The sequence below is a fragment of the Pirellulales bacterium genome, from assembly GCA_035533075.1.
Classification (GTDB): Bacteria; Planctomycetota; Planctomycetia; order Pirellulales; family JAICIG01; genus DASSFG01.
Genome location: DATLUO010000011.1, coordinates 1 through 26,094 on the forward strand (window position 1 = coordinate 1; position 26,094 = coordinate 26,094).

Below are 26,094 nucleotides of genomic sequence, written 5' to 3' on the forward strand. Positions count from 1 at the left end.
GAACTCGGTACGCGGGCCCCGTACACCAACCCGAAGCGCCAGCGAGGAACGTGAAAAGGCGGCAAAACCTCGCTTGCGCTTCGGGTTAGTGTGAAAATGGGAACGGGTTCGGCGAAGCTTTACCCGGCTTGCCGCGCAACACAAATCAGACCAAGCGCTTACGTCGATCATGCTGGGCCACTCCGCGCCACGCACGGGCGTGTCGAAGACTCCCAGCCTTTTTCGACGGGGCAATACGTCGCGTTCAAGCGGTTACATAGTCAGAGGGCCTGGCCCCAGCCGCCGTTGCGTCCGTCAGCGTTTCGCCGGCTCTCCTACCGGCTCCAGGTGCGCCTTGCGGAGGGGGTTGCGACGCGTCTTGGCCGCCAGCGAAAAGTGGACCGGCCGGCGGGTCGCCGAGTGCCGCGTGTCCGTCGCCGCGACATGAAGCGCCCGTTCGCACAGGTCGTGGTCGAGCATCTTTTGATGATCGTGGGCCACGCCGGGCACAATCACAAGCTGCCAATTGAACTTCCAGCCGTTTTCCAACGCCAGGTGTCTGGCCGCTCTGAAGGCGTTCGCGGAGCGCTGCCGGCGATTGGCGCCTTGCAGCTCGGCACTGTCGGTGACGTCGAGAAACTCGTCCCGCTCGCAATCCTCTTCCGCGATGTAGAGTGTCAGCGGCTGGGCCAGAAATCGTGACAAGGCCGCGTCGTCGCTCACTTCTTCCGGCAACCCGCCGAAGCCGTAAGGATACGGCAATTCGCGCGACGGGAAGAGCAGAGCGCCCGGATTCGAGACCACGATCCGCTGAGCATCGCTCGTGATAAAGCCGGCCATCCGCACCAGGAACTGAGCGCCGCCGGAGTGCCCGAACAGATAATAGGGCATGTCGGGCCGGTCCTCGCGGCGCCGCATTTCGTTAATCAGTTCGAGCAAGAGCTGCCAGGTCCAAGCGTCGCGCGGCGCGAGCCGGCCCTCGTCCAGCAGGCCCCCGGCCTGGTAGCGTTCATAGGGAAAATCGTCGGTCGGGAACAGCGGGGCCACGACCAGGGCACCCAGCCGGTCGGCCAGCGACCGAGCGTGATCGCGATACTCGTCGGCGTTGCGCAACATGCCGTGGCAGACCACGATCATCGGCCCGCCGTCGAACGTCTCCGGCTTGTACGTGAAAACTTCGATTCGGGCACGACCCGCCTCGACAAACGAGCTGGAACATCCTTGAGGAACTTCACCCGGCGTCGCCAGCATCAAGCAGGCGGCCACGAAAAGACCCATCTTTGCATCCTTGCACGGACTGGGAATCGTCAACTGCGACGTATCGGAAGCGGCGGTTTATAGCCGACCGTCCGGGGCGGGTCGATAGCGGCTGCGGCAAAGGACGCGGAGGTGCCAGATTGGGACCGCTGGGCAGCCAAGGAAAGGGTTCAGGGTTCAGGGTTCAGGGTTCAGGGTTCAGGGTTCAGGGTTCAGGGTTCAGGGTTCAGGGTTCAGAAGTACTTGAGGTTTGCCCGACGCCTGATGCCCGATTCCTCTTACTGCCAGCCGCTTCCTCTTTCCACGCTCGCTCCCTGCCGCTACAATCCGCCGCCCATTTCTTCAGGCCGGGCGGCGCGAGACAGCCCTCCGCTGAAGCACCACCGGGACGTCACAACGTGAGTAATAAAAGCGGCGCCGCGTCGCTTCGACCAGGCAGTTTTGGCAGGGAGGTCCATGTCCGCCGATCACGCTAGCGCGCCGCGGCCGTCGTTGTTGGCGGGCCCGCTCAATCTGGCGACGCGCATCGCGCTGCGCTACCCGGCCGCCACGCTGGCCCTGGCCGTCGCCCTGACCGTCGTGTCGGTGGTCTACACCTGGCAGCATCTCGGCTATCGGACGAGCCGCCTCGATCTGCTCAATCCGGAAAGCGATTACAACCGGCTGTGGATCGACTACATCAACGAGTTCGGCGACGAAGACGACGCCGTGGTGGTCGTCGAAGGCCCCAGCCGCGAGCACCTGGTGCCGGTGCTCGAAGAAATCTCCACCATGCTGGCCCGCGAAGACCGGCTGTTCCACGCCGTGCTGCACGGCGTCGATCTGGGAAAGATCCGCGCCAAGGGGCTGCACTATCTCTCGCAAGAAGAACTGCACGGCATCGAGCAGTTTCTGGACAGTGTCAGCCCGATCATCGACCAGGGGAACTGGTCGCGGCTGAATCTTGGCCGCCTGCTCACGGGCATGAACGAACGGCTGGAGGCGGCCGCGGCCCATCCTCAGGCCGTCGATCCGGCTCTCGCTCGCCACGAGGCCGAACGCTTGACCGACTGCCTGCTGGCCACGCTCACGCAAAAAGCCCGTTATCAGTCGCCCTGGCCCGAAATGCCGCAGTCGTTCGCCACGCTCAGCGAGTTGAACGCCGAATACCTGCTCACCAAAGACGGCACGCTGGGCTTCGTCTTGCTGCGGCTGGCCCAGGACCCCAACGGATTTGCCCGCAACAGTCAGGCCGTCGATGCCCTGCGGACCATGATCGCCCAAATCAATGCCGGGCACCCCGACATCAAGATCGGCCTCACCGGACTGCCGGTGATGGAAAACGACGAGATGCGTTCCAGCGAAACCTCGATGTATTGGTCGAGCCTGCTCTCGCTGGTGGGCGTGGCCTGCTTGTTCGTGGCCGGGTTCGGGGGCATACGACACGCCTTGCTGGCCAACGCGGTGCTGATGGTCGGCATCGCCTGGTCGTTCGGCTATTTGACCTATGCCATCGGCCACCTCAACATTCTCAGCATGTCGTTCACCGTCACGCTGATCGGCATCGGCATCGACTACGGCGTCTATTATGTGGCCCGCTACCTGCAGCTTCGGGCGACCGTTTCGTCGTGCAAAGAGGCCCTGCTGCAAACCACGCACGCCGTCGGGCCGGCCATTCTCACGGGGGCCATCACCACCGCCATCGCCTTCTTCGCGGCGTCGTTCACCGATTTTACCGGCATTGCCGAGCTGGGCACCATCGCCGGCGGCGGAATCCTGTTGTGCGCCGTGGCGGAACTGCTGGTGCTGCCGGCCCTCATTGCCTTGGTCGACCGCAGCGGGCTGGGGATGCGCATTCCCGAACCGCTGGCGGTCCATACGTGGATCGCGCCGCTGTTGAAACGCCCGAAGCTCCTGCTGGCCTCGACGGCGGCCTTTACACTGGTCGTGGCCATGGGCATCGAGCACCTGTGGTACGACCACAACCTGCTCAACCTGCAGGCCGAGGGGTTGGAAAGCGTCGAGCTGGAGCAAAAGCTGCTGTCGGAGTCGAACCAGAGCGTCTGGTATGCCCTTTCGATTGCCGAAGACCGCGATGCGCTCTTGGCCCGCAAAGAGGCGATGCTCGAGCTTCCCAGCGTCGAACGCGTGGAAGACATCGTTTCGCTCTTGCCCAAAGACCACGAGATCAAGCAGCCGATGATCAAGCGCATTCAAGAGCGGCTGAAGGATCTCGACGAGCGGCCGCAGGCGATTCCGGTCGATCGGCCGGAGTACATCGGCCGCGTGCTGGCCCACACGCAGCAGTTGCTGGATGCAAGCCCCGAAGGCCGCGCGGGTGCCCGCGAGGTCGGGCAGATCCGCGACCGTCTGCGCCGTTTAGTGCCGATCGATTACAATCAATGGCTGTTGCAATTTCAGCAGAACATGGCAGGCGACTTGTTGAGCCGCTTGCACATTCTGCGGAGTATGGCCAATCCGGAAAAGCCGGAGTTGAGCGACCTGCCCGAAAGCCTCACGCAGCGGTTCGTCGGCAACCACGGCCACCACCTGCTGAAGATTTACGGCCGCGGCAACATCTGGGACATGGACGCTCTGGAGCGGTTCGTGAAAGAGGTGCGCTCCGTCGATCCGCGGGCCACCGGCAATCCGCTGCAGGCTTACGAGGCGTCGCTGGAAATGAAGTCGAGCTACGAAGAGGCGGCCCTCTATGCCCTGCTGGTGATCATGGTCGTGCTGGTCATCGACTTGCGCAGCGTGCGCTTTGCGATTCTGGCCGCCTTGCCGTTGGGCCTGGGCGTGCTGCAAACGTTCGGCCTGTTGGGCATTTTGGAGATTCCGCTCAACCCGGCCAACATGATCGCCCTGCCGTTGATCCTGGGCATCGGCGTCGACTACGGCGTGCATCTGATCCACGAATATCGCGAACAGACGGGCCCTTATCGCATGTCGCCGGCGACGGCGGTGGCCGTGCTGGTCGATGGCTTGACGACGGTCGTGGGTTTCGGCTCGCTGATGATCGCCAGCCATCGCGGGCTGCAAAGCCTGGGTCGAGTGCTGACGCTGGGCGTGAGCTGCTGCATGTTCACGTCGATGATCATGTTGCCGGCGCTTTTGGTATTGATGTCGCGCAACCGCCGTGCCGCGCCGGAGGAACCGGAGGTCGGGCCGCCGGCCAGGCTATCGCCGCGGCGGCGCGTGGACGCGCCGGAGCACCCCGGCACGGGTCCGCATGCGGCGCCGCGCCGCGTGCCAAGTCCGGCGTCGAATTCGGGCAACCGGTAGTCGGCGCCGCCCAGGCGAGTCCCGGCGCGCCGGGATGCCGCCGAACAGTCAAACGTAAACCGTAAACTTTAGTCGGTTTTCGCGGGTGCCTGAAAAGCGGGCAGCGCCCTAGAGGCTTTGCAGAACCTTGAGCGCATCGCGGGCCGGTTACTTCTTTGGGTGGACCCATTCCTGCGGTTGTTCGGATACTTGCTGGAGCGTCTTCGTTCCATTCGGCAGCGTGATTAGCCTAGCGGGACCGAAAAGGGGATAGACCCTAACGGCATCCTCTCGCTTTGCAGCCGCTTCGGCTGCTAGCCGGCGCCGCTCTCGCTCAAAGTGAATTCCGCCAAAGAACGCGGCCACGACCAGCATGGCCACCAGCAACGCTCGCAAGCTGAACTGAAATCGTCGGGGCATGGGGGTAGCTTAACGGGTTTCGGGCACCGTTCGCCAGTCTGAACCAGCAGGAACCGCAGCGAGAATTGGAGGCGCCCCCGCGTATTATTGCTCTTGTTCATCCGCCTGCTCAGCAAAAAACGTCGCTTGCGACTTCGGACCTTCTTGCTTTGGCGCTGGCCACTGCTCGACAATCGCTGGCGCTTTGCTAGCAACGCAGCCGTTAGGGCACTACCGCTCTTCCTGCACTGGAGACGGGAACGTATCATTGATGGTATGACGACCTCGATTCCCGCTCCTCCAGGCACGATTTTGAGCCCCGCGGACTACATTGTGAAAACCCCCGGCACCTGCGGCGGGCAACCGCGGATTGCCGGCACGCGCATCAAGGTCAAGCACGTCTACACTTGGGTCGAACGCATGGGCATGGCCCCAGCCCAGGTGGTTGCCGACCATCCGCACCTGACGATGGCCCAAATCTACGCTGCGCTGGCCTACTACTGGTCGCATCGCGACGAAATCCAGCAGGACATCGAGAACGAAGAGAAACTGGCCTCCGAGCTGCGGGCCAAGGCGGGACCGTCCAAGATCCAGGAAAGGCTGGCCGATCTCGATGCTGCTTGACGAAAAAGGACCGCTATGATTCCCGCTCGCTGTCCAGGCCCTTTTCCACGGCGGGAGTTTTTGCGCCTCGGCACGCTCGCGCTGGGCGGCCTGGGCCTGAGCGACATTCTGTTAGCCCGCGCCGCGGCCGGGCAGGCGCCGCTTGATACCTCGGTGATTCTCTTCTGGATGTGGGGCGGGCCGAGCCAGTTGGAGACCTATGATCTCAAGTCCGACGCGCCGAGCGAATACCGCGGGCCTTTCCGGCCGATCGCGACGAACGTGCCCGGCCTCGATATCTGCGAGCTGTTTCCGCGGCAGGCCCGGCTGGCCGACAAGTTTTCGCTGGTCCGCTCGCTGCACCACGAGATGTCGTCGCACAACGACGGCTCGATCGAGCTGCTGACCGGCAAGACTCCGGCCAAGGCCGACCCGACTTCGACGGCCAAGTCGGAACATCCCGACTTCGGCATGGTGGCCAGCAAGTTGCTCGGCGTTCGCCGCAGTGGAATGCCGCCGTATATCGGCATTCCGCGGCAGCCGTTCATGACGCAGCCCACCTACCTCGGCCTGAGCCACAAGGCGTACGAGGCGGGCGATCCCTCCGTCGCGAACTACCGGCCGCAGAACCTCTCGATCGCCGCCGGCCTCGACGGCAGCCGGCTCGGCGATCGTCGCGGCCTGGTCGAGCAGTTCGACCGTTATCGGCGCGATCTCGACCTCAACGGCTCGCTGGAGGCGACCGGCGACTTCCGCCGCCGGGCGTTCGAGCTGCTGTTGACCAGCCAAGTCGTTCGGGCATTCGACCTGGAGCGGGAGCCGCCCCAAGTGCGCGATCGCTATGGCCGCCACCTGTGGGGCCAAAGCTGCCTCTTGGCCCGGCGGCTGGCCGAGGCCGGCTCGGCGGTGATCACCATCGACGCGCTGGCGCCCAAGGCCGGCATGCCGCTCTACTTCAGTTGGGACGACCACGCCAACGCCCAGCCCGGCTGGGACATGGTCACGGGCATGCGGTTGCGCGCCGAGTACATGGACCCCGCACTTTCGGCGCTGATCGAAGACATCTACGCTCGCGGCCTGGACAAAAAGATCTTGGTGGTGGCCTGCGGCGAATTTGGCCGCACGCCGCGCCTGAGCACGGCCAACGGCTGCCTGGGCCGCGACCACTGGCCCGGCGCCATGACGGCGCTGGTTTCCGGCGGCGGCTTGCGGATGGGCCAGGTCGTCGGCGCCACCAACTCGAAGGCCGAGTATCCGACCGAGCGCCCCATGTCGCCGCAGCATCTGCTGGCCACGATCTATCGCCACCTCGGCATCGACCCCCGCGCCTCGCTGGTCGACTTTTTTGGCCGCCCCGTGGCGCTGCTCTCCGAAGGCGAGCCAATCCAGGAGTTGGTTTAAAGCAAAGATGCCGCATTCATGGGCGCAGGAGGCATTCTTCTACCACATCTACCCGCTCGGCCAGTGCGGGGCGGAGGATCGCAACGACTTCCACTCGCCGCCTAACGCCCGCCTGGACCAGCTCCGCGGCTGGATCGACCATCTTCGTTGGCTCGGTGCCGATGCCCTGTACCTCGGCCCCGTGTTCGAATCCACCGCCCACGGCTACGACACGGCCGATTACTACCACGTCGATCGCCGCCTCGGCGCCGACGAAACGCTGGCGGGACTGACGACCGCTTTGCACGCGGCGGGCATCCGCGTCGTTCTCGACGGCGTCTTTCACCACGTCGGCCGCGACTTTTGGGCCTTCCGCGACCTGCGGCAGAACGGCGAGCAGTCGCCCTACCGAGATTGGTTCGCCGGCGTGGACTTTGGCCGCCGCAGCCCCTGCGGCGATGCCTTCGCCTACGATGCCTGGGAAGGGCATTTCGACCTGGTGAAGCTGAACTTGCACCATGCCCATGTGCGGGAGCATCTCTTCGGCGCGGTCCGCTCTTGGGTGGAGCGTTTCCATATCGACGGCCTGCGCCTGGACGTGGCCTACGCTCTCGACCCTGGCTTCGTCCGCGAGCTGGCCGCTTTCTGCCATTCACTACGGCCGGACTATTGGCTGCTGGGCGAGGCGATCCACGGCGATTACCGCCGCCTGGCCGGGCCGGGCTTGCTGGACGCGGCGACCAACTACGAGTGCTACAAGGGCCTCTATTCCAGCCACAACGACCGCAACTACTTCGAGATCGCTCACTCGCTGAATCGCCTGTTTGGCGAAGGCGGCCTGTACCGCGAGCTGACCACCTACAACTTCGCAGATAATCACGACGTCAACCGCGTCGCGAGCACGCTACGGAATCCGGCCCACTTGTACCCGCTGCACCTCTTGCTGTGTACGATGCCGGGCGTGCCGTCCATCTACGCCGGCAGTGAATGGGCAGTGGAAGGCGTGAAAGTGAAGGGCGACGATCGACCACTTCGACCGGCACTGCCCTCGCCGACCGACGCGGCGGCGCGCGGTAGCCATCCCGATCTGGCGCAGGCCATCGCTCGGTTCGCGGCCGTCCGCCGCAACTCGCCGGCGCTCCGGCTGGGCTCCTACCGCCAACTCCACGTTGCGTCTGAGCAGTTCGCGTTCGAGCGCAAGCACATGGGCGAAACTGCGATCGTTGCTGTCAACGCATCCGCGGCACCAGTGCAGATGGAATTCCAGCTTGCTCCACTCGGCAGCCACACGTTCGAGGACCAGTTGGAGCCCGGCAAGGTGTTCGGCGTGCGGCGCAATCGGCTGCGCGTGGAACTGCCGGCGTGCTGGGGCCGGGTACTTTTCGAGCGGCCGTCACTTTCGGCAGAATAGGCATAAGCCAGCGAATTGGCTGAAATGGCCTAGCTCGCCTCGTCGATAATAGCCACAGCGTCGATTGTCAACGTGCTTCCGCGGACTGTGATGCAGCGTCTTTTCGTATGGTTTCTGGCAGCGGGCATTCTCCAGCAAGCAACGCTGGCCCAGGAAGCTGCGCGGCCACCAGCCCCCGCCGTGCAATTTGCGCGTCCAGCCCAGCCTGCCGCGCGCCTCGCGCAGGCGCGGGTTGCTCCCGGCGCAGCGCCATCGATGCCGCGGCCGCTGGCGCTGGCCGACATGGAGGCGTGGGCCCTGCGCAATAATCCGACGATCGCGTCGGCCCAGGCGCTGGTGCGCGAAGAACAGGGTCTTTGGCGCCAAGCGGGGCTCTACCCCAATCCGACGGCGGGGTATGTGCGGACCGATCCCAACCAGTCCCGGCAAAGCGAAACTCAGGGGCTCTTTCTCAGTCAGGAATTTGTGACCGCCAAAAAGCTGCGGCTGGCGCAGGCCGCCGACCGGCAGGATATTGAATGGCGGCGGTGGCAGCTTGACGCGCAGCGCCGCCGCGTGCTCAACGACGTGCGGATTCGGTTCTATGAAGTGCTGGGAGCACAATGGGCCATCCGCGAAACCATGGCGATGGAACGCTTGGCCGCGGAGGGAGTGCGCGCCGTCCAGCGCATGATCGAGGCCCGGCAGGCGACGCGCCCCGACCTGTTGCAGGCCGAGTTGCAGTGGCACGCTTTCCGCATCGCCGTCGCCGACGCCCGTTACCGCCATGCCACGGCCTGGCGGCAGTTGGCGAATGTGGCCGGTGTTCCGCGCTTGCCCCCGACCGACTTGATCGGCGAACTGGAGCGCATTCCGCAGCTCGACTGGGAGACGAGCCTGCGGCGGCTGTTGACGGAGAACCCGGTGCTGCGGTCGCAACGCAATTACATTCAGGCCGCGCGGATCGACGTGCGGCTGGCCCGCGCTCAGGCGGTGCCGAACGTGAACATCCAGATGGTGCTGCAACACGACCAGGTGATGAAGTACAACCAGGTGAGCACGCTGGCCGCCCTCCCCTTGCCGATTTTCAATCGCAATCAGGGCAACATCGACTTCGCGGCGGCCGAGCTGCAGCATCAACAGCGGGAATACCAGCGGATCGAGCTGGCCTTGCAAGACCAGCTTGCCGGCGCCTTCAACGAGTATTTGAGCGCCAAGAACCACGCCGAGGTGTTCCAGCGCGAGATGCTGCCGAGGGCGAAAGAAAACCTCGAACTGACGCTTCGCGGGCAGCAGCTCGGCGAGTTCGACCTGGCCAAGGTCGTCAACGCGCGGCAACAGTTCTTTCAAACGACGCTGGCCTACGTCGATGCCTTGACGGCGCTGCACAAGGTGGCCATCGAAGTGGAGGGCCTGGAGTTGATCGGCGGACTGAACCCCACGGAGATCGGCACCGCTTTGCAGCGTCAGGCGACGGGGCCCGCCGGCACACGCAACGTTCTGTTGCAACAGTTGCAGCAACAGGGGTTGCAGGGCAGCCAGATGTTGCCGGGCGCGATCCAGGGTTCGACGAGATAGTCACGCACGGGTGCTACAATGGAAGTGGTTGCGGATGGCAAAGAAGTACAATCAGGCCGGAGATGATCGTGTTCAAAAATGGACGACAGGTGCTCGTGCTATTGCTGGGCACGCTCTTGCTGTCTGCGGCGGGCGTGGCCTGGTTTCGCCGCGATTTGTGGCAGGACTGGTTGAGCCGTTGGCCGGCGTTCGCGGCGGCGGACAGGGGCGCCGAGGAGATCGCCGACGATGATGACGAACGAGCCTCTGACCGCGTGCGCTTGGCCTCGCCCGATATGGCCCGGCGCATCGGTATCGAAACGGCGCAGGTGACCACCGAACGCCACGCGCATCGGCTGACGGCCAACGCCGAGGCGGCCTATGATGGTCGCCGCTATACCGAGGTGTTGGCCCGTGTGACGGGCATCGTTCATGAAGCTCGGGTCGAACCGAGCCAGGTCGTTGGCGCGGGAGACGTGCTGGCCGTGCTCGACTCGGCCACGGTCGGCAACGCCAAGACCCAGTATCGCACGGCCCGCGCCACCGTCGAACTGGCACAGGCCACCTACGACCGCCTCCGCACGCTGGCCCAGCAGGAGATTGTGGCGGGCAAAAGCGAGCTGGAAGCGCTCACCGCGCTGACGCAGGCGAAAAACAACCTGCTCGACGCCGACCAGAAGCTGCGCAACTTCGGCTTTCACGACGACGACCTGAAGCGGATCGCCGCGGCCCAATCGACCACCAATCGGATCGATGTCGTCGCGCCTATCGGCGGGCACGTGATTCTGTGGGACGCCACGATCGGAGAGGCCGTCGAGCCGACCACGCCGCTGTTCATCCTGGCCGATACCGAGACGATGTGGCTGTGGATCGATGTCTACGAGTCGGACATTGCCTCGGTGAAGATCGGGCAGCCCGTCACCTTCGAAATCTCGGGCGCCGCCGCGCCGCGGTTCGCAGGAACCGTGGCGGCGATCGGCACGGAAGTCGACCGCGTGACGCGTACCACGCGAGTGCGGGCCGAGCTGGCCAATCCCGACGGTCGGCTGCGGGCAAACCAGTTCGGCTTGGCTGAAATCGAAGTCGAGCCTGACCACGAGGCGCTGGTCGTCCCCGCCGACGCGGTGCAGCGCCACGAAGGCGATCAAGAGATGGTCTTTTCACCCGACGGTCCGCAGACGTATCTTCCGCGCCAGATCGTCACCCGCGCGACCGACGACAAGCAGAAGCGGGAGGTCCTTCGCGGCCTCGAAGCCGGCGAGACGGTGGTCACGACCGGGGCGTTTATCTTGCTGTCGGAGCTGCACAAAGAGCGGATTGCCGAAGACGTGGATTGAACATGCTCGACGCACTGATCGGCTTTAGCCTGCGCAACCGATTCATCGTGCTGCTGCTGGCTGCGCTGTTGGTCGCCGTCGGCGTGCGTTCCGCGCTGGTGCTGCCGCTCGACGCCTTTCCCGATACGACGCCCGTGCAGGTGCAGGTCAACGCGGTGGCGCCCGCGCTGGCGGCGGATGAGATCGAGCGGCAAATTGCTTTCCCCGTCGAGCTGGCCCTGGGCGGGCTGAAGGGCCTCGACGAGGTCCGCTCGTCGTCCAAGGCCGGGCTGTGCCAGGTGGTGGCCACGTTCTCCGACGACACCGACATCTATTTCGCGCGGCAGCAGGTCAACGAGCGGTTGGAAGATTTGCAGTTGCCCGATGGGGTCGATCGCCCGATGCTCGGGCCGGTGGCCACGGGGCTGGGCGAAGTTTATCACTATCTGCTCACCAGCGAAATCTACGACCTGATGGAGCTGCGCACGCTGCAAGACTGGGTGGTCCGCCCGCGGCTGCGGCGCGTGCCAGGCGTGGCCGAGATCAGCGCTTGGGGCGGTTTGGCCAAGCAGTTCGAGATACGCTACGACCCCATGAAGCTGGCCAAGTACGGGCTGACCCTCGACGACTTGACGCGCGCCTTGCGCGAGAACAACCAGAACCAAGGCGGCGGCAACATCATCCGCGCCGGCAGCGAAACGCTCGTGCAAGGCATCGGCCGCGCTCGCGACACGCGCGACCTGGCCGCCATCGTCATCGCCGCCCACGACGGCGTTCCCATCCGCGTGCGCGACGTGGCCGAAGCGGCGGTCGGCTACCGCATCCGCCGCGGCGGCGTCACCTACAGCGGCAAAGGCGAAGCCGTGCTGGGCCAGGCCTTCATGCGCATGGGCGAGAACTCGCGGCAGGTGACGATGGCCCTCGACGAGGCCCTCGACGACGTGCGCCACGCGCTGCCGCCGGGCGTCGAGGCCAAGGTCGTCTATCGCCGCACCGACCTGGTGAATCAGGTCCTGCACACGGCCCGGAAAAACCTGTTCGAAGGCGCGGTGCTGGTCATCGCCGTGCTGTTCGCGTTTCTCGGCAATCTACGCGCCGGGCTGATCGTGGCTTCGGTCATCCCGCTGTCGATGCTGTTCGCGGTGACGATGATGGAGCGGGTGGGCATCGCCGGCAGCTTGCTGAGCCTGGGCGCGATCGACTTCGGCCTGGTGGTCGATAGTTCGGTGGTGATGGTCGAAAACTGCGTTCGCCGCCTGGCTCACGATCGGTCCGAACGTTCGCGGCTGGAAGTGATCCGCGAGGCCGCCGTCGAGGTCCGCAAGCCGACCATGTTCGGCGAGCTGATCATCATGATCGTCTATTTGCCGGTGCTCACGCTGGAAGGAATCGAGGGCAAGCTCTTTCGGCCGATGGCCTTGACGGTCGTCTTCGCGCTGTTGGGTTCGATGGTGCTGTCGCTGACCTTGATGCCCGTGCTGGCCTCGTTGGGCTTGCCGCGCCGGCTCCAAGACAAGCCGACCTTCGTCGACCGCTGGTTGCACCGTTTGTTTCAACCGCTGCTGCGGAGCGGCCTGCGGTTTCCCAAGACCACGTTGGTCGGAGTCGCGGCGGTGACCGTGGCGGCCACGGTCTTGGGCCTGCAGCTCGGCTCGGAGTTCATTCCCAAACTGCGCGAGGGCACGATCGTCATCACCACGATCCGCATGCCCGGCATCAGCTTGCAGGAATCGGTGCGCTACGGCCTGAAGATCGAGCGGATGCTGCTCGACGAGTTCCCCGATGAAATCGAACAGGTGGCGAGCTGGGCCGGCGCTCCGGAGGTCGCCACCGACCAGATGGGGCCGGAAGTGACCGACATCTTCGTGATCCTCAAGCCGCGCAGCCAATGGCGTCGGGCAAGCACGCAGGAAGAACTGGTGACGGCCATGAGCCGCGTGACCGACACGCTGCCCGGTATGCGGTCGGTTTATACCCAGCCGATCGAAATGCGGATCAACGAGATGGACGCCGGCATCCGCACCGACATCGGCATCAAGATTTTCGGCGACGATCTCGACACGCTCGTCGAACTGGGCGAGCAAGTGGCGGCCGCGGTCAAAGAGGTGCCCGGCGCGGCCGACGTGGGCGCCGAGGAGATCACGGGCATGCCGATGCTGCGGGTGTCGATCGACCGCGACGCGCTCTCGCGCTACGGCGTGGCCGGACGGCAAGTGCTCGAGGCCGTCGGCACGGTGGGCGGTATCGAGGTCGGAGAGATTCTGGAGCCGGAGCGGCGGTTTCCGCTGGTCGTGCGTCTGCCGCCGGACCAGCGCGACGATGCCGACCGGTTGCGCAACATTCTTATTCCGACCGCGGCCGGCGAGCGGCTGCCGCTGGTGCAGCTTGTCAACTTGCAGCGGACCGCCGGCCCGGCGACCATTCTTCGCGAATGGGGCCTGCGCCGGATTGTCGTGCAGGCCAACATCCGCGGGCGCGACATGGCGTCGTTCGTCGCGGAGACGCGGCGGCGCGTGGCGTCGCAGGTGAGTCTGCCGAGCGGCTATACCGTCGAGTTCGGCGGCCAGTTCAAGAACCTGATTCGTGCCGAGCGGCGCCTGTGGCTCATCGTGCCGACGGCGCTGCTGCTGATTCTGAGCCTGCTTTATATCACGTTCTATTCTTTGCGCGACGCGCTGATGATCTTCAGCGGCGTGTTGTTCGCGCGGGTGGGCGGCGTGATCGGGTTGTGGGTGATGGACTTGCCGTTCACGATTTCGGCGGGCGTCGGGTTCGTCGCCTTGGCGGGCGCGTCGATGCTCGAAGGGCTGGTGTTGGTGAGTGCCATTCGCGAGCGAATGGCGCGCGGAGCGACGAAGCGCGAGGCCATCGAAGACGCTCGTCTCACGCGTTTGCGGCCGGTGCTGATGACCGGGCTGGTCGCCGCCTTGGGATTTGTTCCCATGATGCTTTCGACCGACGTCGGCTCCGAGGTGCAGCGACCGCTGGCCACGGTCGTGGTGTTCGGCATTGCTTGCGACACGTTTCTGACGATGCTGGCGCTGCCCGTTCTGTACCTGCTGTTTGGCAAAGGGCCTGCCGCGACGGAAGCCAATGCGTAGGGTGGGACTGGCCTGCGCAAAAACTCGCGGCCGGCGAGCATGCCCTAACGCCAGTTTTGTTCCGACCGGATGCCGCCCGCTTGCCGGGCGGAGGTGTACGGTCTCACCCGAGCGCAGGCGACACGTTTGTCGCGTCCCACGAGGTGCGCGGCCAATCCTCTGTAGGGCATCCCGGCGCGCCGGGATGCCGTTCCGCCGAATTGAGCGATTCGGTCTTTGAGCACTTTGAGCGCTGGCTGCACTGCTCGGCTGGCGCGTGCGGGCAAACGCGCCGCGCGCGGCGCGCTGCTTAACAAAAGCGACACGCGCGCGTCGCTTTTGTTTGGGCGCCGTCGCGGACGCGGGTGCGGCGTCGCCAGCCTGATCGCCGTAAATGCGTTCGCTGACTAGGTTTGCGACGTTAGGCATGTAAAGCTTCGCCGAACCCGTTCCCATTTTCACACTAACCCGAAGCGCAAGCGAGGTTTGCCGCCTTTTCACGTTCCTCGCTGGCGCTTCGGGTTGGTGTTCGTGCCTGCGTACCGGGTTCGGCGAAGCTTTACTTAGGCATGACTTTCGTCACCACCTCCGAGCGCGTCGGAAAGGAAAAGGAGCCTGGCCGAAGCCTCGAGAGGGGCCGGGAAGTGGGCCCGTCGGCGGAGAATGAGGTGGCGTTGGAGCTTCGATTCGCCGCCGCGGGGCTGACGCTCATGCCCGAAGTCCGGCAGATCCAAGATGCGGATGGCAATTATACCACACGGGGCGGTCGCTGAGACAACGTCCGCGGATCGTTGGAGCCGCGTGACTTTGGGCGGCCAATGCTTTAAGATCGCGTCTTACGGCGTCCAGCGGTAGTTTTCAAGGATGGCCACGGTTCAACCCAGCTTGTTCAGCCCCCGAAAACGCGCGCCGTCCCAGGAGCGGGCGGTTGTCGATGTGCTTGCGCTCACTCGCGTCAAAGGCCTAGGCGACGACGGTCTGGCGAGGCTGCTGGCCCAACTGCGGCGCGAAGGCGGCGAGCCACGCGACGCTTTGCAGGCGTCCGACTCGCACCTCTGCGAGCATTTTTCTCTTCGGTCCGAAGCGGCCCAGGTCATCAGCCGCGAAGCGCAACGCCTGAGCGTCGAGGCCCAGCAACTTTATCAAAAGGCGCAGTCACTGGGCGTGAGCGTGCTTCTGCCGGGGACTGCGGAATACCCGGAACGGCTCGAATCGTTTTACGACTCGGCCCCGCCCGTGCTGTACCTGTTTGGCAACCGCGATCTGCTGAGCTCGCCATGCTTCGCGGTCGTCAATTCCGCGGCGCCGGCCTCTCAATCGCTGGCCTACACATTCGGCATCGCCAGCCGGTTGGCCGAAGCCGGCCGCACGCTTCTAACGAGCCCCGAAAGCCCGTCGTACAATCTGGTTGGCCTGAGCGGCAAGCTTGCCGGCGCTCGCATGGTGGTGACTCTGCACCGCGGCCTGTTCGATTTCTTCGACGGCCCGACGCCGCGCGAGCCGCTACCTCTGGCGCGGCGCGCGGGCGGCGACCTCGACTTGGACAGCGCTTTGCTCGTCTCTCCCTTTCGGCTCGATGGCCGCTGGCAAAAGGCCAACGGCGCGCGGCGCGACGCGCTGCTGATCGCCCTGGCCGACACGGTAGTCGCCGTTGAGGTCAAAACAGGCGGAGTGATGGAAGCGTTGTGCAACCAGGCGCGGGCGAGCGGACGCCGGCTATTTGCTTGCCAGTTTGCCGGACCGCCCGCCGCCAGCGCCGCCAACAATGCGCTGTTGGCCGGCGGCGCCATGCCGCTCGTTCCCGACGAGACAGGCACGAACGTCGATCTATTGCTGCGCGAGGTCCACTTTTTGGCCGCCGAGGCCCGCCCGGCCGACGATCTCGCTCGGCGTCGGGCCATCGGCCAGTTCTTCACCCCTCCGCTCGTCGCCAGGTTCATCTGGGAAGCTCTCGATTTGCTCGGGGCGCCGAACGAACTTTCGCGGAGCGCGCGGGCAATTGATCCGGCCTGCGGCGACGGCGTGTTTCTCCGCGCCGCCCTGGACCGCGGCCACGGTCCCGCCGCGCTCGTGGGAGTCGATATCGACGAGAACCTGCTGCACCTCTGGCGGGCCGACTCGCGTCTCCAGCATGTTCGGCTATTCCGGTCGAATGGCCTGGTCGATAATCCGGCGATCGGCTTCGGGCCGGCGTCGTTTGACGTGGTTGTGGGCAATCCGCCGTTCGGCGGGCAAGGTCTCAAGCAACTTCTGCGGCTGGTCGAGCAGTCTCCGGCGCCGCGCGGCAAAACTCAGCTCGATCTGCTGGGCGACAAGGCCGAAAACTCGGCGGCAGACTCGGCAGCCTTGCCTCAACATGAACGGGCCATTCTCGACAACCTCGTGCGCCACCTGAGCAAGTACTTTTGCTGGCGGCTGCGCGAGACCGACGACGATCTGGAGGCCGTGGCCGGCGAGAACGAGGCGGGCAGCCTGTTTGCCGACTTGGATTTGCCGCCGGACCGTGCCGCTCGCCCCGACGACTACCAGACAATGGCGGCGCTCATCGACCAATGGTCGGCGGGGCGGCCGTTGGACGTTTCGCAGCCCGGTTTGAAGAACGCGATCCGCCGCATGGCCTCCACCGCCATCGAGGTCTTTTTCATGGAGCGCTTCGTGCAGCTTGCCAAGCCCGGCGGCCTGATCGCGGTGATCGTGCCCGAGAGCATTTTGGCCAGCGACCGCCTGGGGCCGTTGCGCTCGTGGCTCATGGAGCAGGTGGTATTGCTGGCGTCGATCACGCTCCCGCAAAAGGTTTTCAGCGGTGTCGGCGCGAACGCGCGCACGGGCATCGTTTTCGCCCGGCGTTTTACGACGTCCGAGCAGCTCGCGGTGCCGACCGCCAAGCGAACCGGCGACTCCCGCATTCCCGCAGAGCTTTTGGAGCAACGGATTTTCATGGCCTCGCCTCGGCCCGAAGACGACGGATTCTCGTTGGAAAGCTATTTGAGCGGACTCTTGGAGATGATCGCCGAGAAACGTGAAATTCTGCAGCAGAAAGGGCCCTTGCGGGTATGACCGATCGTTACCAAGCTACAACGGCCGACGTACTGACAATGGGCGACATCGCCCCGCGCAATCGTTGGAATGAAGGTTTCTATGAGGATCGGTACATGGAAATTGAGCGACGCCTGGCAGAGCTGGCCGCGGCGTCCCTGGGCACGTTCATACCGGACGAGCACCCGGACCGCTCCAAGGGAATTACCTACGGCCAGGTCGGTGCGCGGCACCTCGACCCCCGCGGCGAAGTGCGCTACCTACAAGTGATCAACATTCGCGACACGGGGATTGACTTCGCGATTAAGCCCGATCGTGTTGCCGAGGGAAGTCATAACGACCCAGAACGCAGCCGAGTCGCAAAGGGGGACATTCTATTTACAAACAACGCGTTCCGAGACACAGAGACGTTGCTCGGAAGGTGCGTCGTCGTCACCAAAGACTATGGCAAGCTGAACATCAGCCAGCATATTGATCGCATTCGCGTCGCAGACGTATCTCCGTTTTACGTATGTTCATTCCTCAAGTCGCGCTTTGGGAAGGGTCAGATTGACCGCGTCATGCACGGCGTCGATTCAACGGGCATCAGTTTCGGACGAATTCGCGCCTTACTGATTCCGAGATTGCCGGACGCGATACAGGAGGAGGTCGAGTCGCAATACCTCGCCATGTCCCGCTACCACGACCGCGCGATGGCGATCAAGGAGCGGCTGCTTGCGGAAAGCGACATTGAGCCGGGCCGTTACGGCGAGGAGATCAACTCGCTGGCGGAAGAAAAGCCGGCTTATAACCGCGCCATGCGCGAGGCCAAGGAACGTCTCGACCACCTCATCGGCCAACTGGAAGCCATCATCGAAGGCCGCCAAAAAAACCTCGAACCGTTCCCCGAGTGAGCCCACGGCGGGCAGAAAATGAAAACCAACGGTCGCATTCAAGATCTGTTGTCGACGGTCTGCGCCAACGACATCGAATACGGCCACCGTGTGATTTGGCCGCTGCTCGATTATCTGGCTGTGCCGTCCGCCGCGCGCCGACCGGAGTTTCAGATCGAGAACCCATTCAACGACAAGCAGCTCAGAGTCGACTTTTTGATCCACGTCGGCGACATCCCGATGGTCACGATCGAAGGCGAGCCTCACGCCCGGCAGTTCGACGAAGGCTATCGGCAGGCGAAGAACTACAGCAAGAGCTTCAGGCCGCGGCAGCGCGATTGCCCGATGCGGGAAATGACCGTGCCCTTCGTGCTGGTTGCGGCCGGCAGCCGTGCGGAGACGTATCGCGCCGTCGCGCACGGCATCAACGTCGATTACGAATTGATCGAGCAGGACGGTAAGCCGGCCTTTCTCGAATGGACCGACATTCTCGCGGAAGCCGCCAAGATTCCCGCCTTCGGCGCCGCCGCAGAGCAACTCGACTTGTTCGGCGCGCGGCCCGGCCCGGTGTCGGAAGCGCAGCAAGTGCTCAAAGCCGACGCCGCGCGGCAGTTCTTCTCCGACCTCTACTCGGCGATCGGCTCCGCCCGTGCGCTGCGCGACAAGGAGGACCGGTCGATCGTGCTCTTCAATCGAATCATCGACCTGGCCAGGCACGGGCAAGCCTCCAAGATCGACCGCACCTGCCGGAAGGAAGGGCTGACCGGACGGGCGACGGACCGCGTGATGGAGGCCCTCTCGTGGTACGAGCGGCAGATGGAGGCAAACGAGTTCTCCGGCGCGGCGGTCGCGCGGGGCTACCGTAACTTCCTGGTGCAGCCCGCCGGCCGCGGCGGCCACTACTTTTTCACGGGCACCACGCAGCACCGGCCGGTCATTACGGGCGGCCAGGTCCGCTATCGCAAAGTTGCCCGCTACTTCACGCCCACCGAAATCATCCAGCAGATGGTGCGGTTGGCCGCTCCCAAGTCGGACGAGCGGGTGATCGACATGACATGCGGCGGCGGCGGTTTTTTGGCCGAGTGCGTCGACTACATTGCGCAGAACGAAGGCGAACCGCAAGCACGGCGGTTCTTGAAGCAGCGGCTGGTCGGCATCGACGACGATCCTTTTTGCGTTTCCTGCTCGCGCGAGCTGCTGACCTTCATGTACCCCGACTGCGCCGACGACATCCACGTCTATCTGCACAACTGTCTCTATCGCCGGGCGCCGGCCGAAAGCGAAGTGCGCGAAGACCGCGAAGCCGAGCGGCACCTCGCCGACGGGCGCTACGACCTGGTGATCGGCAATCCGCCGGGCAACGACAAGGGCCAGCATCTAGTGCCGCTTCCGCTTCAGGCGTTTCACGTTTTCCAGGACGCTTGGTCAGAAAACGGGTCAGAAATATTTGCGGGCGCGCATTGCGGCCCGTCGGGACCCGGTTGTTCCGCCGCCGGCTCAGGCTACGGCCGCCCCGCCGCCTCGACCAGGGCAGACTGCGGTTGCGGCTGGGGTTCCGGCTATGGTCCCGACTCCGGGGACGGTCCCGGTTGCCCCACTCGCGGAAGCGGGTCCGGCGCTCCCCCCGCTTCCGCCCACAACGAACACTCGCCGGCAGCCCGCGCCGGGACCGCGGAGAACCGGACAGATCGAATTCGTCACGCTCATCAGGCTTTGGCTTTGATCAACGACCGCAGCGCTTCATTAACAGCCTCATCGGTCGGAAACGCCGCGCGAACGTCGGGTTCCAACAACGCCAGATTGGTCCCGCTGCGGTAGCGATTGAAGTACTTGCCCCGAACACCTCCCTTGAGCACCGAAGGGTCGTATTCGCTGCGCAGTTCATCCTCCGGCAAGAATTCATTCTGATTCATACAATTTCCTCTCGCGGCGCGTCGCACGCCGCGCACTGATGATTCGGGTGCGGTCGTCTCGATCCGTATGCGAAACGACTACCAACACGCCCTTGCTCGTGTAGCCAAAAGTCAGGTATCGCTCTTCGTCGTCGGAGTGGTCGGGGTCGAAGAAGGTGACGGCCAGCGGATCGCCAAAGACGGTGGCTGCCTCTTCAAAGGAGATCCCGTGCTTCGCTAGATTCTTCGCCGCTTTTTCCGGATGCCATTCAAATTCCATCGACCATTATGCTCCGAGCCGTGGCCAGGAATAGCCATTATAGCATCGCGCAGGCTCAACGCATTACACGGAAAAAGGGTCAGAACGACGTTTGGCGATCGGCTGTTGGCTGAGCTCACCAGCGCGCTGGTGAGCGCCCCCCACCTGGTTCCAATTCACGACCAGGCGCATAGAACCTCGGCGGCGGTCAGCCCGTTAGCGACGTTGGCCTCGACCCAGGCCGAACACTTGCCTTTCGGGCAGATTTCTCTCGCTTCGAACGCGGCCCGGCCGACTTCCAGAGCCTGAGCGACCCGCTTCCTGCAGCGCGGCGGTCAGGGAGCGGGCAGCAGGCGTACCGCGTTATTAGTCGACAGCCGCCGGCTCAGTTGAACCACGAGCCGATTTGGCGCGCACTTGCTCCCGGCGAGCTGCGTGCCGGCACGATTGAGTGGCTCAGCACGGCACAGGTCGAACGGCGAGGGCAACGGCGGCGGTGGTGAGGCATTGCTTGGGCCGGCGCGGCCTGAGTAGAGTAGGGTGTCACGCTTCGTTTGCCTGAAGCGGCACGGGGAACCGAAAATGAGGGTCAAAGATGAATGTCTTTCGCGGCACCATGCACGGCAAGATGATCGAACTCGAGCGCGAGTCGGGGCTGCCCGACGGTGAGCAGGTTACGGTGGTGGTTCAACCGAACGAGCGCAAGCGGCTGCCGCCCGGCGAGGGCATTCGGCGGTCAGAGGGGGGCTGGGCCGACGACACCGAAGGGCTCGATGCGTTCCTCGATTTGGAACCGGCAACAGCGCAAGCTCGATCGACCGGAGATCGAGCCGTGAGCTTTCTGCTCGACACCGACACGTGCTCGTTCCATTTGAAAAAGAAGGGCGCCCTGTCGTCGCGTTTCTTACAGTACCTGGAACAGGACAAAGACCAGCGGCTCTCGCCGCGGGCCGCGCGCACCTACATGCAGCTCGCCCGCAACTGGTCGCGGCTGACCGCGCAGCACCCGCGGGCGTTTCGTCGCAACGCCAGGGGCTGAAAGCACTTGCGGCGATCGTGCAGACGGACGGACGGGATCCGGACGCAGCCAGTTCGGCAGCACGCTGCCAAAGTGCCGTCGCCAGTTCGGCCGCGCGCGGCCAAAGTGCGGACGGCAAGCGCAGGCGCACCGGTCCCGTGTGGCGGGCCTCGGGGCCGTTCGTCCGCGAGGTCCCGCGCCTGGACGCAGATGGCCGACGAACGGCGAAACACGCTGGCGCTGCTGGCGAAATCCGCCAACCAAAGCCACCGCTGGTCGGTGGCGGCGGCCGGCGCCGCGATGGCCCACGTCGTGGCGGCCGGAAACGCGCTGGTCCGGGCGCGCGATCTGTGCGAACAAGGGGGCTGGCTCCGCTGGTTGCGGACGGATTTCGAGGGCTCGGTCCACACGGCGCGGCGCTATATGAGGGTCGCGAGGCACCTGCCCGCCAGCGGCATCGATGCGACGCGCGTGTCGCATCGGCCGCTGACGGCGCTCTTGCGCGGCGTGGTGTTTACGGAGCCGTCCGCCGCGGCGTGGTACTTGCCATCGGAACAAAAACTGAATGTGGTCTTACCGGCAAGTTCGTCGATTCTCGACGATTTTGCACATGCCAGGGTGGGAGCGAGCGCGCTTGCGAGCGCCGGCCCACCATGAAGGACCGAGGGACGGAGGGAAGGAGAGACAGAGCGACGGAGGGAAAGGGCAAACGACGGTCGAGCGGTTGTTGTCGCCCCTTCTCTCCTTCTCTCTGTCGCAACGGTGGGCCGGCGCTCGCAAGCTCGCTGGTCCCACCCTACGATGGGTCTGCGTCCGTAAGGCCAACTTAGGAAGCCGATGCCGAAGGAACATAGCAAAACGATGACCGACCATTCGCACGTCCGCCGCTCGTACGACGAACTGGCTGCGTCGTACGACACACGCTGGAGAAAGTACATTGATGCCACGCTGGCCCTGGCGATGGAGCCGCTGGAACTGACCGGGCACGAACGCGTGCTCGACGTGGGCTGTGGCACCGGCGAGCTACTTCGGCGGCTCTTCGACCGCTGGCCGAGGCTGCGCGTGACCGGCGTTGACGTCAGCCCCAACATGCTGCGGCGCGCGGCCGAAAAGTGTACGGGCGCCGCGCTGCTGGCCGCGGAGGCGCACCGGCTGCCGTCGACCGACGGCTGCTTCGATGTGGTGATCTGCGCCAACGCTTTCCATTACTTCCGGCGGCCCGATTGCGCGCTGGCAGAATTCCGCCGCGTGCTGCGCCCGGCGGGCCGTCTGCTGTTGGTCGATTGGTGCGACGACTACCTGAGCTGCAAACTGTGCAGCCTCTGGCTGCGCTGGACCGATCCGGCCTTCCATCACGCATACACCCTGCGCGCGTGCCGCGAGATGCTTCAACAAAGCGGTTTCGTCGTCGGCATGGCGTTTCACCGTCGCATCGACTGGCTATGGGGCCAGATGTGCCTGACGGGCGAAACTTGACATCTTTCAGCAGGCGAGTGAAGATGGCCACGGTCGGAAATCTTTGCTTTGCTCTCGACAAGCCGACAGGAGGTAAGCATGACGAGCACACCGCGCCCAAGAGCGCGGCTGTCACAAGCGGCGCGGGCGCTGATCGTCGTGGCCCTCGGTTTCAGCAATTCGCGGGCACAAGACGCGACGCCCGAAAACGCCGCCACGCGCGATTATGCCGTCGCCGTCGGACTGGAAAACCGGCGGCTCTATCCGCAGGCCGCCGCCCGCTGGCAAAAGTTCATCGACACCTATCGCGGCGATGCGCGGCTCGACCGGGCGAACTATCATCTGGGCGCCTGCCAGCTTCAGGCCGGCGAAGCGGAAAAGGCGGCCGCCACCTATCGCAACCTGCTGGCCGCGTTTCCCAACTTCAACGCCCGCGACGCCGTCCAGTTCAACCTGGCAATGGCCCTTTACCAGACCGGGCTGAAATCGAAGCAGCCCGAAGATTTGAAGGCCGCGGCCGATGCCTTTGCCGCCGTCGCCAGCGGCTACCCTCAGAGCAAGCACCTGCCGGCGGCGCTGTTTTATCAGGGCGAATCGCTCTACGCGGCCGGGCAGTCGCCGGCCGCCGCGGCGCTGTATGAAAAACTGATCGCCGGCTACCCGGCCAGCGATGTTGCGCCTCAAGCTCGTTTTGCCTTGGGGACCGTGCAGCAAGAAAACGGACAAGACGCCGCGGCCGTGACCACCTTTCAGAGCTTTCTCGCGGCCCATGCTCAAGACCCGCGGGCCAACGAGGCCCGCTTGCGGCTCGGCATGTCGTTGATGGCCGAAAAGAAGTACGCCGAAGCGGCCCAGTCGTTGGCCGCGGCCGCGGCAGCCGCCGATTTTGCACTGGCCGATCTGGCCCTGCTGCGGCAGGCGCAGTGTCTGGCGGAACAGAATCAGATCGACGCCGCGGTGGGCCTCTATCAATCACTGCCGGGCAAGTTTCCCAAGAGCAAGCACGTCGGGGCCGCGCAAGTGGCCGCCGGCAAGCTGCTCTATCAAGCGGCGAAATACCCGCAGGCCCAGCAGGCGCTGGCGCCCGCGATGGCGGCCGCAGGCGAGGTTTCGCCCGAAGCGGCCTACTGGCTCGGCAAGACGCTGGTGAAGCTGAACCAGGCGCCCGCGGCGTTGGCGGAGCTCGACAAGGCGATTCAAGCCTATCCGCAAAGCGGCTTTCTGCCTTGGCTGAGGCTAGGCCGCATCGACGTGCTCTTTGAGATGCCGGACCGCCGCAAAGAAACCGTGGCCCTCTATCCGCAGTTTGCCGCACAACACGCCGAGCACGAGTTGGCTCCCCAGGCCGCGTATATGGGGGGCTTCGCCGCCTTATCGGTCAGCGACTACGCCGAGGCGCATCGACAGGCGACGGCCTTTCTGGCCAATGCAAAGTGGCAGAAAGATGCTCTGCTGCCGGAGGTGCTGTTCGTGGCTGCCGAAAGCCTGGTGCTGGCGGGCGGCGCCACCGACCCCGTGCCGCAGGTCGCCAGGGCCGAGCCGCTCTATCGGCAGATCGTCGACAAGTTTCCCAAGCACCGCAACATGCCGGCCAGCCGCGTGCGGGTTGGACTCTGCCTCTATCTGCAAAAGAAGTACGACGCGGCCGTCGCTGAGCTGTCTCAAAGCTTGCCGCAATTGGCCGACCAGGAACTCGCGGCCGAGGCCCAGCTTCTGATCGGCCGCTCGCAGCACGATGCCAAGCGTCTGCCGCAGGCCGTGACAGCCTTCCGCGAGTCGCTGCGATTGAAGCCCGATTGGTCACGCGCCGACGAAGCGCTGCTCGCCCTGGCGGACAGTTTGCAGGGCGAAAAGAAACTCGACGAGGCGGCCGCCGAGTTGGACCGCCTCGTCAGCACGCTGCCCAACAGCAGTTGTCGTCCTCAGGCCCACTACGAGCTGGGCGAAATCGCCGAGCGCCGGCAGAAGCACGATGACGCCATCCGAAACTTCGAGGTCGTCCTGAACCAGTTCGCGGCCAGCTCGTTTGCTGCGCCGGCCGCTTATGGCATTGCCAAGGCAAAGTTCGCCAAAGACGATTTCACCGGCGCGGTGGCCGCTGCCACGGTGGTGATCGACCGTTTCGCGATGAGCGAGGCTGCGCCGCGGGCGCGCTACGTGCGCGGGCGGGCGCATCAGCGCCTGAAGCAATTTCAGCCAGCCATCGCCGATTTCGAGGCATTTGTCGCCGCCAAGCCGCCCGCGGCCGACGTCCACGACGCGCGGTATGCGATCGCGGTCTGTCAGATCGGCCTGAAGCAGCCGGAACAAGCCGCGGCTACGCTCAAAGCGCTAGTGAATGAGGCGCCCACGTATCCGCGCGCCGACGAGGCGTACTATGAACTCGCCTTTGCGCTGGCCCAAGCGAAGCAAGAGCAGGCCGCGGCCGAAGCCTGGCGCACGCTCGCCACAAAGTTTCCTAAAAGTGAACTGGCGGCCGATGCCTGGTTCCGCGTCGGCGAGTATCACGAGTTGAAAAAGGAATGGAACCCTGCTCGCGAGGCCTATCAGCAGGGCCGGCAGCGGGCCAAGGCGCCGCAACTGCAGGAGAAGCTCCAATTCAAGCTCGGCTGGGTCCAGTTTCAGGCCGAGCACTTTCCCCAAGCCGCGGCGGTCTTTCAGGCGCAGATCCAGTCGTTTCCCGCCGGGCCGCTCTTGGCCGACGCCACCTATTTCGCCGGCGAGACGCTCTATCGTCAAAAGCAATACGCCCCGGCACTGGAACGATTCAATCAGGCGGTTGGCCAGAAGCACGAGAAGTATCTGGCCCGCGCCCTCTATCGGGCGGGCGACTGCGCCGCCCGCTTGAAGCAGTGGGCGGCCAGCGAAGGGCACTATCGGGCGCTCGTCGGCCAGTTCCCGAAATTCGAATTGGTGAGCGATGCGCGCTACGGCCTCGCCTGGGCCCAGCAGAACCAGGAGAAGCTTGCCCAGGCCAAGCAGACGTACGAGCAAGTGACCAAAGAGACCGACACTGAGACGGCGGCCAAAAGCCGCTTCATGATCGGCGAGTGCGCCTTTCGCGAAAAGAAATACGACGAAGCCGTCGAACATTATCTGACGGCCGCGCTGGGCTATCCCTATGAAGACTGGCAGGTGCTTGGCTATCTCGAAGCGGGCCGCTGCTTGCTGGAACTGAAAGACAACGCCAAAGCCAGGGACATGTTCGAGACCGTCGTGAAGAAATACCCGAAGCATCCCAAGGCGAAGGACGCCGCGAAGCTGCTGGCCAATGTGAAGAAGTAGGGGACAGGGGACACGTGTAGGGTGGGACCAGCGAGCTTGCGAGCGCCGGCCCACCATGAGCGCGTGGTGGGCG

General features: G+C 64.6%; 17 protein-coding genes. 14 read left to right on the forward strand and 3 right to left on the reverse strand.

Going from position 1 to position 26,094, the window contains the following annotated elements; translation table 11 throughout:
- Nucleotides 1-294: 294 nt before the first annotated feature.
- A complete protein-coding gene (locus VNH11_00825) occupies nucleotides 295-1,257 on the reverse strand; it encodes a hypothetical protein (protein HVA44902.1) in 963 nt (320 codons plus the stop codon).
- Nucleotides 1,258-1,692: 435 nt separating this feature from the next.
- On the opposite strand from VNH11_00825, the gene VNH11_00830 reads away from it, so the two are divergent.
- Nucleotides 1,693-4,500: an MMPL family transporter gene (locus VNH11_00830; protein HVA44903.1), complete on the forward strand. Its 2,808-nt coding sequence runs from the start codon at nucleotides 1,693-1,695 to the stop codon at nucleotides 4,498-4,500.
- Between the two features lie 147 nt (nucleotides 4,501-4,647).
- On the opposite strand, the gene VNH11_00835 is transcribed toward VNH11_00830, so the two are convergent.
- The gene (locus tag VNH11_00835; protein HVA44904.1) at nucleotides 4,648-4,899 is read right to left on the reverse strand and encodes a hypothetical protein; all 252 of its coding nucleotides are present in this window, start codon (nucleotides 4,897-4,899) and stop codon (nucleotides 4,648-4,650) included.
- 255 nt (nucleotides 4,900-5,154) lie between these two features.
- On the opposite strand from VNH11_00835, the gene VNH11_00840 reads away from it, so the two are divergent.
- From VNH11_00840 to VNH11_00880, 9 genes are all read left to right on the forward strand, one after another.
- Nucleotides 5,155-5,502: a DUF433 domain-containing protein gene (locus tag VNH11_00840; protein HVA44905.1), complete on the forward strand. Its 348-nt coding sequence runs from the start codon at nucleotides 5,155-5,157 to the stop codon at nucleotides 5,500-5,502.
- A gap of 15 nt (nucleotides 5,503-5,517) precedes the next feature.
- Nucleotides 5,518-6,882, forward strand: a complete 1,365-nt coding sequence (locus VNH11_00845; protein HVA44906.1) for a DUF1501 domain-containing protein — start codon at nucleotides 5,518-5,520, stop codon at nucleotides 6,880-6,882.
- Nucleotides 6,883-6,889: 7 nt separating this feature from the next.
- Nucleotides 6,890-8,272, forward strand: coding sequence for an alpha-amylase family glycosyl hydrolase (locus VNH11_00850; protein ID HVA44907.1), 1,383 nt, complete (start codon nucleotides 6,890-6,892; stop codon nucleotides 8,270-8,272).
- A 255-nt stretch (nucleotides 8,273-8,527) separates the two neighbouring features.
- The gene (locus VNH11_00855) at nucleotides 8,528-9,829 is read left to right on the forward strand and encodes a TolC family protein (protein ID HVA44908.1); all 1,302 of its coding nucleotides are present in this window, start codon (nucleotides 8,528-8,530) and stop codon (nucleotides 9,827-9,829) included.
- Nucleotides 9,830-9,891: 62 nt separating this feature from the next.
- Nucleotides 9,892-11,145, forward strand: a complete 1,254-nt coding sequence (locus tag VNH11_00860) for an efflux RND transporter periplasmic adaptor subunit (protein ID HVA44909.1) — start codon at nucleotides 9,892-9,894, stop codon at nucleotides 11,143-11,145.
- Between the two features lie 2 nt (nucleotides 11,146-11,147).
- Complete coding sequence (locus tag VNH11_00865) at nucleotides 11,148-14,225, forward strand: CusA/CzcA family heavy metal efflux RND transporter (GenBank protein ID HVA44910.1); 3,078 nt, start codon at nucleotides 11,148-11,150, stop codon at nucleotides 14,223-14,225.
- An 843-nt stretch (nucleotides 14,226-15,068) separates the two neighbouring features.
- Nucleotides 15,069-17,261 carry an N-6 DNA methylase gene (locus VNH11_00870; GenBank protein HVA44911.1) on the forward strand — a complete coding sequence of 731 codons (2,193 nt, stop codon included), beginning with the start codon at nucleotides 15,069-15,071 and terminating at the stop codon, nucleotides 17,259-17,261.
- The gene (locus VNH11_00875) at nucleotides 17,258-18,133 is read left to right on the forward strand and encodes a hypothetical protein (GenBank protein ID HVA44912.1); all 876 of its coding nucleotides are present in this window, start codon (nucleotides 17,258-17,260) and stop codon (nucleotides 18,131-18,133) included. Before VNH11_00870 ends, VNH11_00875 begins: the two co-directional genes overlap by 4 nt.
- An 18-nt stretch (nucleotides 18,134-18,151) precedes the next feature.
- Entirely contained in the window at nucleotides 18,152-19,930 is a 1,779-nt protein-coding gene (locus tag VNH11_00880) for an N-6 DNA methylase (GenBank protein HVA44913.1), read from the forward strand.
- 81 nt (nucleotides 19,931-20,011) lie between these two features.
- Here VNH11_00880 and VNH11_00885 read toward each other — a convergent pair whose 3' ends face one another.
- Complete coding sequence (locus VNH11_00885; GenBank protein ID HVA44914.1) at nucleotides 20,012-20,284, reverse strand: BrnT family toxin; 273 nt, start codon at nucleotides 20,282-20,284, stop codon at nucleotides 20,012-20,014.
- Nucleotides 20,285-20,858: 574 nt separating this feature from the next.
- Between VNH11_00885 and VNH11_00890 the strand changes: the two genes are divergently transcribed.
- The 4 genes from VNH11_00890 (at nucleotide 20,859) to VNH11_00905 (ending at nucleotide 26,021) form a co-directional block, all read left to right on the forward strand.
- Nucleotides 20,859-21,302, forward strand: coding sequence for a hypothetical protein (locus VNH11_00890; GenBank protein ID HVA44915.1), 444 nt, complete (start codon nucleotides 20,859-20,861; stop codon nucleotides 21,300-21,302).
- Nucleotides 21,303-21,491: 189 nt separating this feature from the next.
- Entirely contained in the window at nucleotides 21,492-21,938 is a 447-nt protein-coding gene (locus tag VNH11_00895) for a DUF3102 domain-containing protein (GenBank protein ID HVA44916.1), read from the forward strand.
- A 180-nt stretch (nucleotides 21,939-22,118) separates the two neighbouring features.
- Entirely contained in the window at nucleotides 22,119-22,757 is a 639-nt protein-coding gene (locus VNH11_00900) for a class I SAM-dependent methyltransferase (protein ID HVA44917.1), read from the forward strand.
- A 78-nt stretch (nucleotides 22,758-22,835) separates the two neighbouring features.
- Nucleotides 22,836-26,021 carry a tetratricopeptide repeat protein gene (locus VNH11_00905; protein ID HVA44918.1) on the forward strand — a complete coding sequence of 1,062 codons (3,186 nt, stop codon included), beginning with the start codon at nucleotides 22,836-22,838 and terminating at the stop codon, nucleotides 26,019-26,021.
- Nucleotides 26,022-26,094: the final 73 nt, after the last annotated feature.